This is a genomic window from Chitinophaga sp. 01L420, assembly GCF_056399985.1.
In genome coordinates this window covers 337,877-352,824 of record NZ_JBFTSK010000013.1, presented here as the reverse complement: position 1 = coordinate 352,824, position 14,948 = coordinate 337,877, and the positions used below count along the sequence as shown (strand labels likewise).

Sequence of the window (14,948 nt, the reverse complement as noted above, 5' to 3'; positions counted from 1 at the left end):
AAGGCGTTTTAAAAAATAAGGCGGCTATCATACGAGATGATAGCCGCCACAAAATATAAAATAGCTTGTTTATTTCGAATTTGCTTTCTTCATCGGGTTGTCGCCGGTAGAGGCACCGCGTACCGCTCCGGCTGCCTTAAACAGCTCAAATTTAGACGGAGTAGCTTCCCGGGGCCAGCTGTTATTGCTTTCATCGATATCTGCGGTTTCACGCAATGGATCGATTTTTACAGCTACCACCTGCTTATCTTTCGCAAACACTTTAGTCACTTCATTTTCATCTTTGCGCCAGATATAGGCAGAGATCCGGTCTGTTTCTTTGGTGCCATCGGTAAAGGTCCACTCAATGATCAGTGGCATCACGAGGCCTCCTTTATTGGAGAAGGTAAGCTGGTAGAAGTTTTTCTTACTATCGTACAGTACTTTTTCTTCGCGGCTTAATCCATTGTAAAACTGGCTATAGGCAGCTTTATCTTCGGGGTTTACCTCAAAGCGGTTCCATTTGCTGTAGAAGTCCTGCAGACTGGTATCCTGATCTACGGTATATTTTACACCAGCAGCCTTGTTTTTCTGTCTCGCCACATGGTCCATACCTTTATCGTAGGCTGCCTGTGCTGCTTTCGCTGTTTCATTAGGATCTTTGCCATCCATTTTGTACCATTTAACGCTGTCCAGGGAGATGTCTACCGGCTCGGTACCAAAGAACCATCCGCGCCAAAACCAGTCCAGATCAACTGCAGAAGCATCTTCCATGGTGCGGAAAAAGTCTGCCGGTGTAGGATGTTTAAAAGCCCAGCGGCGTGCATATTCACGGAAAGCGAAATCAAACAGATCGCGGCCCATGACTGTTTCCCGGAGAATATTCAATGCAGTAGCTGGTTTAGCGTAGGCATTAGGTCCAAACTGCACAATATTTTCGGAGTTTGTCATAATCGGCTCCAGCTGATCTTTTGGCATCTTCATATAATCCACAATCTTATGCGCAGGTCCACGGCCGGATGGGAAGTTGCTGTCCCACTCCTGTTCCGCCATAAACTGGCAGAAAGTATTCAGGCCTTCATCCATCCAGGTCCACTGTCTTTCATCAGAGTTCACAATCATGGGGAAGAAGTTATGCCCTACTTCGTGGGTAATAACGCCTATCATACCGTTTTTGGTGGCTTCAGAATAGGTACCGTCTTTATCAGCACGGCCGTAGTTGAAACAAATCATCGGGTATTCCATCCCGTTGGCCGCTTCTACTGAAATAGCCACCGGGTAAGGGTAAGGGATGGTATGTTTAGAATAGGATTTTACCGTATGTGCCACTACTTTGGAAGAGTAACGGCGATAAAGCGGGTACGCTTCGGGACCATAGTACGACATGGCCATTACCTTATTGCCTTCTACGTTGGTGGCCAGTGCATCCCATACTATGCGGCGGGAAGATACCAATGCAAAGTCGCGTACGTTCTGCGCTTCGTATACCCATGTTTTGGTATTCGCTGCGCTGCCCTGCATCGCTTTCTTTGCTTCATCGAGGGTGACAACTTCCACCGGTTCTTTACTGGTTTGTGCCTGCTGCCAGCGCTGGTATTGCGCTGGTGTAAGTACTTCCTTGTAGTTCTGACATTCGCCGGTGGCGCCTACCACATGGTCGGCGGGCACTGTCATGCGTACACGAAAATTACCGAAGGTGAGTGCAAACTCTCCTCTTCCCGTAAACTGTTTGTTTTGCCAGCCCTGGAAATCGGAATACACAGCTAAGCGTGGATACCACTGGGTAATGGTATACAGGTAATTTTTATCTTCCGGAAAATATTCATAACCACCACGACCACCTACGGTCATACGATCAGAGATGTTATACCACCAGGATACTTTGAAGCGGTATTTCTCGCCTGGCATCAATGGTTTAGGCAGGTCAATGCGCATCATGGTCTGGTTAACCGTATAAGGCAGTGCCGTACCATTTGCATCGGTGAGCTTCACGATCTTCACACCCAGGTCCTTAGTGGAAGGCAACAGGCTGTTCAATGTAGCCATGGTCATTTTATCTGACATGCGGCTTTCATTAAACTGCTGGTTATCGCTGTTAGGGTCGTGTTCATTCTCATCGAGCTGTAACCAGAGATAGGTCAGCGGATCGGGAGAATTGTTGAAGTAGGTAATGGTTTCTGCACCGGTCAGCTTTTGCTTTGCATCGTCCAGTTGTGCCTCTATTTCGTAATCGGCGCGTTGTTGCCAGTATTTAGGCCCGGGAGCGCCGGAAGCAGAGCGGTACATGTTGGGCGTTTGCAGCATAGTGCCCAGCTGCTCAAAACGGTTGCCATGGTTGGATCCCGGGTTGTTCTGCGCCTGCAACGCACATACGCTGCCACACAGTACCCCGGCGAGGTAAAGATATTTTCTCATAAACAGTATTAAAAAAACAGCGCTCTCACGCCTTGTATAACCATTAAAAAAGCAATTCCAAATGTAGCAGACGACAGGAACATATTCCAGTCGCGGCGTTTAATATGCCCGATTTTCACGATTCCGGTTGATATAAGCAATATACTCATCACGATGAGGATCTGCCCGAATTCCAGCCCTAAATTGAATCCCAGGAGTGGTTGAACGATATTTGCCTGGCTGCCCAGCAAACTTTTCAGATAATTGGAAAACCCCAATCCGTGAATTAATCCGAAAAACAGTGCGTAAAAATAGTTGAGCTGTAATTTCTGTGGCTCTTCGTCCCTTCGCAGGATATTGGAGATGGCCGTCACACAAATGGTGACAGGTATCAGGAATTCCACCAGCGGACCGGGTATACGGATAATATGTAATACGCTCAATGCCAGGGTGATAGAATGCCCAACTGTAAAAGCCGTCACCAATACCAGCACTTTTCTCCAATCACGCAGTAAGTAAATGGCACTCAACGCTATTACAAAGAGAATATGATCATAAGCATCCCAATTTATAATATGTTGCCACCCTAACTGAAAATACAACTCATCCATTGTGCACTGCTTTCTATAATTTTGTAAGTATAAAGCGTAAAAGTTAATTTTAAAAAAAATATTAGTCCAGTGGGTTTATTATTATGTAAATGGTGGATGACTTTATGGCTGACGGCACTGCACCCTTTCTATGCCAGTGTAACGGAGATTTCCCATAATGCCGATAAAAAGGAGCTGCAGGTAAGCTGCCGCATTTTCGCAGATGACCTGGAAAATACACTCAAAGCACAGTATAAAACATCGTTTGATATTACGCACCCCGCCAACCGCAAGCAGGTAGAGGGTTACATCGCCGCCTATTTAGCCCGGCACCTGTCGGTTACCCTGGACGGTAAAAACATTCCCCTGCAGTTTATCGGGTATAAAATAGAAGAAGATGCGGTGTGGAGCTTCCTGGAAGCGGAAAATGTACCCATGCCTAAGAAAGTGCAGGTGAAGAACGATTTGTTGTATGAAAGACATCCTACGCAAACGAATATGATTCATGTGCTGGTGCGGGGAGAAAGAAAGAGTGTAAAGCTGGATAACCCGAAGGATGTGGCAGTGATGGGGTTTTAGAAATTCAATATAATAATTTGAAAATCAATATAATAAATACATTATTACTTACCATAAATAACAAAAAATAATCACTGTTTTTGCTGGTAAAACGGAGTAGATTAAACGGAATTCATTAAATTGCAGTAATGAAACCAACAATAACAGTCATATCAAGGGAGAATAAGAAAGCACTTGAGGCCTTGAAAAAGCTTCATGAGGCTAAGTCTTCACTGCGTGAGTATATTGCTAAAGGAGGCTCAATAAAAGACTATAACCCTAAGAAAAAGAAGCTTGGTTAAGCCCTACCAATTTGACTCCAATCCTTCCCCTGTAGAAATTAATGTTGATTATCAATTCGAGACAAGCAACGGGCATATATACAAGGTTACCTTTATAGAAGCCACGAGAATCATAGACATATTGGATAATCTACCTGTAGTTTCAAACGCGATTTACGTAATCGTGGATCCTGTCTACACACAAGGGAATTTGAGTTTAGATATACGAATTGGCTCAACAATAATCGAAATCATTAAAGATTATCTGGTTGAAATTGGCCATTTCTCAATTCTGGTATTTAACTGCGACATATCCGATGGGCGCCAAATAAACCGACATCATAAGTTTGATCGTTGGTTCCGAAGCTATGCGGCAGATTTAAATTTCGAGAAAATAGATGAAGAAATATTAGAACCCGATGCTACTGGAAGTGGTTACACCGCCACTTTTATATCTATTCTTTTTGCTGCCAATCACCCACGGAAAACTATCATTCTAAAAGAATTATCAATTCTAAGATCCTCAATAGGTAGCGATAAACTGAAATGATTACCCTTAGGTCATCTGATGTTCTTCATCCGTTTTATCCAGGAAGTTTATGAAAAAGGTAATTAATATATCCATTCTAACTGAACAAACGTATGCTGCAACTATGCAACGCATACATACTTTAATGAAAGTCGGTGAGGCAAATCTGAGTACAAAAGAGCTGAAGGAACTAAAGAAGATCACCGTCTTGGCTGAAAATTTTGAAGATAAAAACCATCATCTTCCTTCATCTCAATCAGTTTGTTAAAATTCAATTAGGACACTACTATTAATTCCTAATTCCTATTATCCACAAACTTCACCGGTTTACGGCTGTTCTCCGGAAACTGCATCCGCATAATATCCTGCTGACTGGTATACCTAACCTGCGGTATTACACGCAATTTCGCCTGCAGATATGATTTTATCTTGCGGTCCATTTCTTCGGATTCTTCTCTGGGCCAGAGGTGCAAAAGAATCTCATCAGTGCCGAGTTCATTGGAGAATACTTCTACCACAAATTCTTTCACATCTTCCATATCATTCAGCAGATCAAACAGTGCAGGCGGATACAGGGTAGTGCCTTTATATTTAATCATCTGTTTTTTACGACCTATTACGGGAGATAACCTTAACGTGTGTCTGCCGCAACTGCATACATCATAATGGTACTGACAGATATCACCGGTTTTGTAACGCAGCAGGGGCATGCCTTCTACTCCAAGCGTGGTAATGGTCACCTCTCCTTCTTCGCCTGGGGCAACCGGCTGATTATTTTCATCCAGTAACTCTACGTAAAGCAGTTCCGGATGATGATGCCCCCCCTGACCTGCAGCACACTCTGTAAAAGCCGTCTGCATTTCAGTAGAGGCATAGGTAGAATATAATTTGATATCCCATTGCTCTGTAATTTTCTTGCCCAATACATTCAATGAAAAATCTGTGTTGCGGATGTTTTCACCAATACATACTGCTTTCTTTACAGAAGTCTGGTTAATATCTATCTGATGCTCTTTTGCGTAAGCAATCAATTTAACAATAAAAGAAGGCACCCCCACGATAGTAGTAGGCTTTATGCGTTGTATGTTTTCCCACTGCATGCTGGGCACACCGGGGCCTACGCGCAGTACACCGGCGCCCAGTTTACGGATGCCGTTGTAATAGGCCATTCCAGCCATAAACTGACGATCCAGCGTGAGCATGAGTTGATAGATATCACTGCTGGTACCATCGGCACAACAAAAAGAAATGTATTCGTTGTAGCTTAACCGTTGCAGGTCTTTTTCTGTTAACGCCACAATAACTGGCCGGCCCAGGGTACCGGAAGTAGTAGTGTATTCGGCGATATTACTTTTATCTACACACAAAAATTCCCAGTTATGTTCCTGTAAATCTTCTTTGGAGACAGGAGGAATCAGGGAGAATGCTTCCAGCGACTGAACCTGGTCGGCGGCAATACCATGTTTTTTAAACCATGATTTATAGAAAGGTGAAAACTCCCGCAGGTAACCCAGCAGGCGCATCACTTCCTTTTCCTGGTAAGCCCTGATGGCTGCTTTCGACTGTAGTTCAATATCTGGTATGTACATTTCTCCTAAATTTATCCTTCTATAATAACCATTGCAATAGCGGCACTTTTTTCATGAGATAAAGAAACCCATATCTTTTTTATGCCCAGCAAGGTATATCTGTTTGCTCCGTTACCTATTAAAAAAATCTCCGGCTTTCCTGCTTCATCATTACGGACCTCAATTTCATCGAAATTGATGCCACCATTTCCCCAGCCGGTACCAAATGCTTTGAGCACTGCTTCCTTGGCGGCGAAGCGCGCTGCAAAACTTTCTGCCGGATTGGTCTGCTGTTCGCAATAACTGATTTCAAAAGGGGTAAATACCAGGTTTCGGAATCCATCTCCTTTCGCCAGCTTTGCAGCTATGCGCGGTACTTCCACAATGTCTGTTCCAATACCAATGATCATATTACTGTTAGCTTTTAGCGGTTAGCGGTTAGTTTACTGTTACAAAGTGCCAGTTGCTTACGGATATGATCTTCTTCTCCTTTGGTAGCAATTACTTTCGTCAAACCTGTTTCATAATATTGCTTTGCCGTAGCATATGCTTTGCGCTTATATTCGTAATCTCCTGCCAGCACATAAGTGTGATAATATGCCGGGTTAGCCGTAATCAATGCTTTGATATCTACTGTAGCACCTTCCCTGATCTGGTCTCTCAGTTTACGGTAGGTATTAAAAGCAAGATAATCTTTTGATACCAGGAAGCTGTCAGCAGCAATGTTTTGTGCGCTGTCGTATACTTCATGATCTGAAGTGAGACCGTGCATAGCAAAGATCTTGTTGAGATCATAGGCTACAAACTGCCCCTCCTGCCAGGGCGAAGTAGATACCCATACCATACCCTTTTTAGGCTCAAATACAATAGAGTGATGGGCTATCAGCTGATTGATGGCCTTTTCATTACCCAGCCCAATATCTGCATTGTGTAAGCCGCCACGATCACGCAGGATACTCACTGTTTTTTGTACAGTGTTAGGTCCTTTCTCTTTCATCAGTTCTCTGAGACGCTCGTAGCGGTATTCAGATGCGCTTTCTCTGATCTGTAATTTATTGGAAGTAAGACTACCCAATGAATCGCCCTGGAAGTGATTGGTGCAGGTAATAAAGTTTTTACCGGATGTATACATATCCATGCCTTCCGGTGTTTTTTCGATGATCACCGCTTTATTATCTTCTGCAGAACCTATCAGGAAAGATTCTGATACAAACATCTTCCGTTTCTTTGCAATGTCCCATGCCTCCTGGATATTTTTTGCATACTGCAGAATTTCCCTGGCAACCAACGATACAGGCGTGGCAGCAGCAGTAGGTACGGAAGTTTTGGCAGCATTAATGGTAACGGTCAAACCTTTATCATTCATACCGGATACCACTCCTGTAAAACCACCCCAGGACACAAACATAAAGTTATGGCCTTTTTCAGGGCGATAGAATACCACCATCTTATCCGCTGCAAAATCATCTCCCATATAAAAATCGAAGTTCCTGCCAATGATCAGGTTGCTGTCGGCGGATTGATCATTCCAGGTACCGAAGGAGGTACAACCCACCAGCATCATGCCTTGCAAGGCATGTCCTATATCATGCGCGGCATGATAGTTCATTAACCGGGCATAGTTAGTTCCTATATAATCGTAGTTAGGGGAAGCAGAGAAAGATTCTCCATAAATTTCTTCTTTAAATTCTTCCGGTACATGATCCGGCAGGTTGCGGTTAAACCAGCCGATAAAATATTTGAGGAAATGCAGATAGAAAGTAGACGGCACCATTTTACTGAACTGCGCCACAAATACATCTTCCTGGCGACGGATCAGCTCCCCGGAGAGTTTACCGTTGATCACGCCTCTTTCAAAAGGAGTGCCTTCCACATACATTTCATACAGGCCGCTGTTGCTTTTGCGGAACCAGTTGTTACCTAAAGTATAGCAGGTGCTGTCGATCTGTGTACGTTGTAATTGTAATGCGCGCTGATCGGCAATAACAGGCGGCTTCACTCTGCTCACCACTACCAGGTAAACAGCCAGTCCGATGAAGAGTAATAAAAAAACACCGATGATGTATAAGAGTATGCGTCCAAGTCTTCTCCAGCCGCTTCGTTTCTTTTTTTCCACTGTTATGAATGTATTGACTGATTAATTTCTTCCACCAGGAAATCCATTCCCAGCAATTCTGCTGAGGTGATGACACCGCTGATAGTTACCCCTAAAATTCCGTGCAAGTTCAGATTTTGACCGGTAAGATACAAATTGGATAGTTTGGTACGGGCCGAAACCATGGTCCGTAACGGATCTGCACTATCTTTTGCTATCCCGTACATGCTGCCATCGCTGGTACCGATATAATCCCGATAAGATAAAGGCGTGGCCACATAATAAGACTGCACACAGTCGCGGAATCCCGGAAACTGCTGTGCTACACAATCTATTAGCTGGTTGGCTTTCTGTTCCTTAAAGGCCTCGTAATCGGCGCCCCTGCTACCTGCCTGCAATACCGTATTAAACGTGTGCTCCCAGGGTTGCATTTCGTCATAGCGCATATAGGTCATTACTGATAAACAATCGGCATACGTTTCATGCCGGGAACTGGCGGATACGTACATCGCATAGGTTTGTGGCCAGGCTTCCGGCTCGTAATCGATACCCGCCCAGGCGTTGCCGGTAGCATGGTAATAATGATTATAGTTCAGGTATTTAAAAGTACCGGGCTTTAACACCACATTGAGTACAAAAGCGCCCACGGAGTTCTCCAGGTTTTGTATGCGGTTGCGATAAGCGCTCCGTAATGTATCACTGTGGGTAATGGCCATTGTCTGAGCAGGATGCAGGTTAGAGATGTAATGCGTGGCCTGTGCCCTGGAACCATCCTGCAGCAGAATATGATCTACATGATCGCCTTCTCCCTGTATCGCCGTAACGGCCATATTGCGGATGATATCGCCTCCATTTTCCCGGATCTGCTGACAGAGTAATTTCCCTATCTGGGAGCCGCCGTCCACACATTTCCAGGAACTTTTCATATAGCTGTTTAACACCAACGCATGTACGTAGAAAGGTGTTTTCTCTGCCACACCTGCATATAACAGGTTGTTTCCTGCCAGCACCTGCTGCAGCTTTTCATTATTGGTAATGCTGCGTAGATAATCGGCGGTGTTCAAATTAAGTACACTGCGTTTTTCTTCATAGTCGCCGGTACGTAAATTATACAGCGGAAATTTGCTGCATACTTCGCTGATCTTATCACAGTAAGCACGCAAGGCAGTTTCTTCTTCCGGAAAATCTGCCAGCAGGGTGCGGATAAAATTTTCCTCTCCCTGAGCTAACCGGTATACTTTATCATCGCCGGCAAAACTGATATGGTCGAAACCATCCATATCCATGCGTTTCAGCCGGAGCTTATCGTAGATGCCAAGGTATTTGAATACTTTATAGAGATTTTCTCCGGGTGCCAGTCCGCCGATATAATGTACACCGGAATCGAAGATAACTTTCTCACGGGAATATGTTTGCAAACAACCACCTGTTTGCCGGTTTTTTTCGTAGATGCATACACGATACCCGTTCCGGCTGAGGATAGCGCCACATACAAGGCCTCCAAGGCCACTGCCTATAATGATGACATCATAGCTGTGCATATTTTTCCTGGGGAAGTTTTTTAATCACAAATATTACATTAGAGGTGTACCGGGTGTTATCTATTTCCTCCGCTATCGCACCATATTTGTTGACCAGACTACGCACATGTGCCGCCGAAAAAAACGACAGCCGCTTGCTCTTCGTTTTATTAAACCCAATTACCTTTGTAGACATAAACTCTGTAAACCTCGTACCCTCGTGCCTTTTCGCCATATCACAATCGCCATCACGTATAATGATCACCCCGTCTGGTGTCAGTCTTTCAATACATTGCTGCAGCAACGTTTCCTGTTCATCTGAAGACAGGTAATGCAGTATATCACTTAAAATAAAAGCATCATAAAATTCAAAAGGCGTAGCGGCAATATCACCATGAATGAATTGTAGTTGCGCGGGCTTGGTATAACAATATGCTGCCGTAGCTATTTTATCTTCATCATAATCAATGCCGGTGATGTTCCTCCCAGGTGCTACCCAGGTGAGCATATAGTCCATAAATCCATATCCACAGCCAATATCCAGTATACGCCCCTGCTTCGGCAATAACTCATGGAATAACTCGTAGTTGTTTTCCATCTTTGTTTTTATCCGCATATACCACTCCAGCACTGGTCCCTTATAAATGAAGTTGTACTTCAGCTGCTCCCGGAAATATTTAGGTACCTCTGTTTCTGCCCGCAGCAATTCATACTGTTGTTTGAAATAGCGGCTGATAGATTTAGTACGTGCGCTGTAGCCCTCACCCCAGGAAGTATCCTGCGGAGTGATGCGTGGCAGATATTTTACTGTTACCGTACCATCTTTCAGCAGGAAGTCGCCCTTACTCATCGTATAGGCGGTACCGTGAATAACCATGGGTAATATATCCAGTCCCAGTTGCTCTGCAATATAAAAGGCGCCCTTGTGGAAACGCTTGATAGTCGGGTCGGGTGAGCGGGTGCCTTCCGGATATACCACAATAGAATATCCCTGATTTACCCGTTCACGTAATTTTTCGATGGCTCCTTCTGCTCCATCTGCCACCGGGTAATAATCCGCCAACCGCACCACGGCGCCAAAAACCGGTGAACGCCATACCCATTGATTGGTCAGCAGAATTACTTTTGGATGCAACATGGTAGAAACGAGTATGTCCAGGAAAGACTGGTGATTACTGATAATCACTGCCGGTTTTTCCAGTTGCTCATTACCGGGATTAATAATACGCTTCTTCAAATTGCCCATAATATACAACACACTATGAGTATAGGCAGAAAGAATATGATGATATAATACTTTGCCTTTCTCTTTATTAAAGGGATTCAGACGGATCAATACCGTACCGATCACCGTCAATAGCAGGCAGCCTGTAGTAAAGTAGATAAAAGAAAATACGGAGAGCGTCCATCCCTTCAATGTCCATGGCGCATAGCCTTTACGCACCCGGTTAGTGATCAGCCAGTTAAAGAGGAAGGGTATCATCACCTGCGAAATCAGCACCACCGTGCCGATACCGATAATGGAAATAAGTGCAATAGATTTCAGAGAAGGATGCTGCGCGAAGATCAGCACGCCTAAACCCAGTACGGTTGTAATAGCAGACAGGAATATCGATGACTTGAAAGAAGACAGCGTCTTCTTGCCCGTTCTGTATTCCTGTAACAGCCCGTCCATCATAAAGATGCTGTAGTCATCTCCCAAACCAAAAATAAAAGTGGAAAGGATGATGTTTACAATATTAAACTTGATGCCAAACAGGCCCATGATACCCAATATCCATATCCAGCTTACTGCCATTGGAATAAAGGTGATCAGTGCCAGCTCAATACGACCATAAGACAGCAACAGCGCAAAAAATACGAGCAGGGAAGTCATCCAGGCAATACTGTTAAATTCATCTTTGATGACTTCCACCAGGCGATTAGCGGCATATTGTTTATCCAGCACCGTAGTGCCGGGTAAGTTTTCCAAAGCATCATATACCGCCTGTTTATGGGCAGGATCTACTTTCAGCAGGGTGACCAGTGAAGTAGTGTTATTTTTTTGAATAATGAAATCACCAAGATTACCGCTCCGCAATACTTTCAGCGCATCAGGTGATAAAGACTGAAACTCCTTATTCAGCATGCCCTCAAAGGGATTAAAAGCGGCTTCACTGAAACCTAGCGTACTACCGTTGCTTCGCAGGTAGGTCAACACCTGCTGCTTTTTGTCTGCTGTCCAATATTTGTTCCAGCGATCAATACGCGTTTGCTGCTCTTTGTTAGATAACAGTAACGCCTGTACGCCGGCATACTTTTTTACAATACCTTTTGCCTGTAACTGTTCTACCACCGGCATCAGCTGCTCCCCGTTTTCAAGCGCACTTTCCAGGTCATGCCCATCAGATACTACATACACTGATTGTGCGATATAGGAGTTCACTGCATTCAGCTGTGTTTCTGCTGCTTTCAGTTGTGGCGTCATGTAGTTCATGCGCATCATATCACTTTCAAAAGATACGTTGCGGGCTGTATAAAAAAATACAATGGTGAGCAGAAAAATAGCACCTACCAGGTATTTATTCTTTTCAGGTTTATAGGCAGATAATTTATCCAGCCAGTTCTCTTTATGCGTATGTGTCGTTTGCGGCTTATGTCCGATAACGATCCAGTGTGGCAGAAATATCAGGGAAAATAAAGCGGCCCCCACCAGGCTGAGAGCGGCAAACAAGCCCACATCGCGAAGCATGGGAGAATGTACAAACTGAAGACATAAGAAACCACCCACCGTTGTAAAGCTGCCCAAGGTCATTGGGGTAGCCAGATCGTTGATCACTTCACGGATATCCTGTGAATGGCGGAAGTGGTTAAATACATGCAGGGAATAATTCACCGCAATACCTAATACCACTGCACCGGCGCCCATGGCCATTACAGAGATGTGGCCTTTCAAAACGTATATCCATGCCAGTGAAAACAGGCCGCCAAAAATTACCGGCAGCATCACGAGCACGGGGGAACGTTTTTTCCGGAAAAACAGCCCTATCAGCACTACCAGCAAAACAACGGTAATGCCTTGTGTGAGAAAAGTGTCCTGTCTTAATTGTGTAGCATTACCTACAGACACCGCAGTACCCCCAAAATACGATGCTGCTACTCCCGGGTAACGCTGATCAATGCTATCTTTTATTCTATCGAGCCCTTTCAGGAATTGTGCATTGATTTTGGTGGCGCCCGGCGGATTAGCCGGAGTAATAAAGATCAGCACATGTTTGTGATCTTTGGTGATCACATAGTTATCGTATAATTCAAACTGATCATCATATTGCAGGTGCTGTAATTTCTTCACCCCTATCCAGGAAATACCCACCGGGTCAGCCTGGATCATTTTCTTCAATACCAGTCCTGCCGGTGATATCAGCGTATTATAATCGTATTGCAGTGATTTTTGCAGCTGTGCCGTTTCCAGCAGGCTATCTACTTTCGTGTAGTCCTTTTCTTCCAGGAAGATGGGCAGGTGTTGCTGGATGACCTGCATCAATCCCATGACCATGGAATCTTCTGCCTGTGATTGTATTTGCCGGATGTAAGGAGATAATTGCGCACCCGCGTTGGAAGCCAGTTCTGCTGCGTATGCCGTTAAACTATCTGGTTGTGCTTCTTTCGTAGTGTCTTTTTGAGAGATGGTAACAATCAGTTTATCCGCAAAACGCGAGTCCTGGAACACCTGTTGCAGCTTGTCCAGTTTCTTATCCTGTGGTAAAATTTTTGTGATATCCTCTTCCAGTTTTATTTGTGCAGCAAAGTATCCCACCAACAGAAAGCTGGCAATGGTACAAGTCCACAGCCAGCCTTTGTGCTTTTCAAAAAAGTTATATATCGCTACAAAAAAGCTACCCATTTTTTTTCTCTTTTCTAAATATTGTCAACATCCCCAAACTTACTGCCCACACTAATAGTCCTCCCAGTACTGCCAGCGTAATGCTGCCATACACGTACTGTAGCATGTTATCTTTAATTGTATCGAAGTTAAAACCATCTTTAAATATCAGGTCGCTGGCTCTTTGTCCCACCCAGAACTTGCCGACCAGGAAGCTCGCGAAAAGTACAAACGGCGTTAATGGAGGTGTACTGATATGTGCGGAGAGTAGCACCAGTGCTTTATTCAGTTTCAGTTTAATAGATACCAAAATAGCCACCAGCAGCTGAAAGCCCCAGATAGGTACGATGCCCATAAATACACCAAACCCAATCGCTATTGCTTTTCGCATATTAGATTCATCCGCTTTCAGTACTTCTTCTCTCCACATCTTTTTCCAGTTTTCCTTCTTCAGCAGGAAACGGATGAAATCGCGTGGCTTTATATAGAGGAAAGTCGTCAGTACCAGTATGATATTCAATATGGTGATCCGCGTTACATCGGGAACAGGGCGGAAATGCGATACCCGCTCTTCCGGTGGCGGATAATATACTTTTACGGGTGTCCAGTCTACAGTAATACCTTTCCAGGCACTGCGCACCAGTACTTCAATTTCGAATTCGTATTTAGTACAGAAATAGTGCATGTTCCCCATGCGGTGCAGGGGATACAGGCGATAGCCGGATTGTGTATCCGGTCCTTTTAAACCCGTGGTGACGCTGAACCAGAAATTAGATACTTTATTGGCGGAAGTACTTTTTCCAGGCATATTTTCCTGGTGCAGGTTACGTGCGCCAATGATCAGTGCACCGGGGTGTTCCTCTATCTGTTGCAGCATAGCAGGCAGGTCGGTGGCAAAATGCTGCCCGTCTGCATCCATGGTGATCACGTAATCATACCCTTGTTGCATGGCATATGCAAATCCGCGGCGCAGGGCAATACCTTTACCACGGTTAGGGCTATACGATACCAGCTGCAGGGAAGGAAACTGTTCCAGTACTGCCAGCGTTTCATCGGTAGCGCCATCGTTTACTACAATGACATGATTGGTATATTCCAGTGCATCGGACAATACGGCGCCGAGTGTGCCGGCGTTATTATACGTAGGGATCAACACCGCTGCGCGGTGACGTTCAAATGTTGCGTTATGTGTAGGCTGGTTTGTCACTTAATTAAATATACCCTGGAACTTCATAAATATTTTGTCTTCCCGTTTCAATGTAGCATTCACTTTCCATCCTGCTTCGTCCACTTTGTAGTTTACAGTAACGTCTACCAATGGTTGTTTCACCGGATCAATCATTTGCAGAAATTTCATCTGGCTGGCTTTCTTCATCGACACTTTCTGTTTCACAGCACCTTCCAGTACTTCTGTAATAGTTTGCATCATGCATACACCCGGCACTACCGGCTGCTCCGGAAAGTGGCCCTGAAAGATAGGATGTGCCGCATTCAGTTCAATCGTGACGGTTACTTGTCCCGGTTCTTCTGCATGTGCTGTTACTGTATAAAAATTACCTGCTAACATGTACT

13 protein-coding genes are annotated in these 14,948 nt (G+C 44.6%); 4 read left to right on the top strand and 9 right to left on the bottom strand.

Annotation, left to right across the window (positions count from 1 at the left end; genetic code table 11):
• Nucleotides 1–69: 69 nt before the first annotated feature.
• Both AC1DP6_RS15720 and AC1DP6_RS15715 read right to left on the bottom strand, forming a co-directional pair.
• Nucleotides 70–2,394 carry a M1 family metallopeptidase gene (locus AC1DP6_RS15720; RefSeq protein ID WP_477055666.1) on the bottom strand — a complete coding sequence of 775 codons (2,325 nt, stop codon included), beginning with the start codon at nucleotides 2,392–2,394 and terminating at the stop codon, nucleotides 70–72.
• A gap of 8 nt (nucleotides 2,395–2,402) precedes the next feature.
• Nucleotides 2,403–2,984 carry a HupE/UreJ family protein gene (locus AC1DP6_RS15715; RefSeq protein WP_441572369.1) on the bottom strand — a complete coding sequence of 194 codons (582 nt, stop codon included), beginning with the start codon at nucleotides 2,982–2,984 and terminating at the stop codon, nucleotides 2,403–2,405.
• A 69-nt stretch (nucleotides 2,985–3,053) separates the two neighbouring features.
• Here AC1DP6_RS15715 and AC1DP6_RS15710 point away from each other — a divergent pair, with 69 nt between their 5' ends.
• The 4 genes from AC1DP6_RS15710 to AC1DP6_RS15695 all read left to right on the top strand — a co-directional run bounded on the left by AC1DP6_RS15710 (nucleotide 3,054) and on the right by AC1DP6_RS15695 (nucleotide 4,599).
• Entirely contained in the window at nucleotides 3,054–3,542 is a 489-nt protein-coding gene (locus AC1DP6_RS15710) for a DUF6702 family protein (protein WP_477055665.1), read from the top strand.
• 128 nt (nucleotides 3,543–3,670) lie between these two features.
• Entirely contained in the window at nucleotides 3,671–3,823 is a 153-nt protein-coding gene (locus AC1DP6_RS15705; protein WP_477055664.1) for a hypothetical protein, read from the top strand.
• Nucleotides 3,824–3,986: 163 nt separating this feature from the next.
• The gene (locus AC1DP6_RS15700; RefSeq protein ID WP_477055663.1) at nucleotides 3,987–4,352 is read left to right on the top strand and encodes a DUF6169 family protein; all 366 of its coding nucleotides are present in this window, start codon (nucleotides 3,987–3,989) and stop codon (nucleotides 4,350–4,352) included.
• 49 nt (nucleotides 4,353–4,401) lie between these two features.
• Nucleotides 4,402–4,599, top strand: a complete 198-nt coding sequence (locus tag AC1DP6_RS15695; RefSeq protein WP_477055662.1) for a hypothetical protein — start codon at nucleotides 4,402–4,404, stop codon at nucleotides 4,597–4,599.
• A gap of 28 nt (nucleotides 4,600–4,627) precedes the next feature.
• Here the strand turns inward: AC1DP6_RS15695 and flxY are convergent, their stop codons facing one another.
• From flxY to AC1DP6_RS15660, 7 genes are read right to left on the bottom strand one after another with little or no spacing between them, the layout of a single operon-like run.
• Nucleotides 4,628–5,920 carry a flexirubin biosynthesis putative acyl-CoA ligase FlxY gene (gene flxY / locus AC1DP6_RS15690; RefSeq protein WP_477021698.1) on the bottom strand — a complete coding sequence of 431 codons (1,293 nt, stop codon included), beginning with the start codon at nucleotides 5,918–5,920 and terminating at the stop codon, nucleotides 4,628–4,630.
• 11 nt (nucleotides 5,921–5,931) lie between these two features.
• Nucleotides 5,932–6,309 (bottom strand): holo-ACP synthase, encoded by a 378-nt coding sequence (acpS, locus tag AC1DP6_RS15685; protein WP_477055661.1) that lies wholly within the window; start codon nucleotides 6,307–6,309, stop codon nucleotides 5,932–5,934.
• A 14-nt stretch (nucleotides 6,310–6,323) separates the two neighbouring features.
• Complete coding sequence (locus tag AC1DP6_RS15680; protein WP_477055660.1) at nucleotides 6,324–8,015, bottom strand: C45 family autoproteolytic acyltransferase/hydolase; 1,692 nt, start codon at nucleotides 8,013–8,015, stop codon at nucleotides 6,324–6,326.
• A 2-nt stretch (nucleotides 8,016–8,017) separates the two neighbouring features.
• Nucleotides 8,018–9,535 carry a phytoene desaturase family protein gene (locus AC1DP6_RS15675; RefSeq protein ID WP_477055659.1) on the bottom strand — a complete coding sequence of 506 codons (1,518 nt, stop codon included), beginning with the start codon at nucleotides 9,533–9,535 and terminating at the stop codon, nucleotides 8,018–8,020.
• A complete protein-coding gene (locus tag AC1DP6_RS15670) occupies nucleotides 9,522–13,397 on the bottom strand; it encodes a 1-acyl-sn-glycerol-3-phosphate acyltransferase (RefSeq protein ID WP_477055658.1) in 3,876 nt (1,291 codons plus the stop codon). The genes AC1DP6_RS15675 and AC1DP6_RS15670 overlap by 14 nt, the downstream gene beginning before the upstream one ends.
• The gene (locus AC1DP6_RS15665) at nucleotides 13,390–14,583 is read right to left on the bottom strand and encodes a DUF2062 domain-containing protein (protein WP_477055657.1); all 1,194 of its coding nucleotides are present in this window, start codon (nucleotides 14,581–14,583) and stop codon (nucleotides 13,390–13,392) included. The genes AC1DP6_RS15670 and AC1DP6_RS15665 overlap by 8 nt, the downstream gene beginning before the upstream one ends.
• Nucleotides 14,584–14,943, bottom strand: coding sequence for an ApeI family dehydratase (locus AC1DP6_RS15660; protein WP_477055656.1), 360 nt, complete (start codon nucleotides 14,941–14,943; stop codon nucleotides 14,584–14,586). It lies immediately after the preceding gene.
• Between the last annotated feature and the right edge of the window lie 5 nt (nucleotides 14,944–14,948).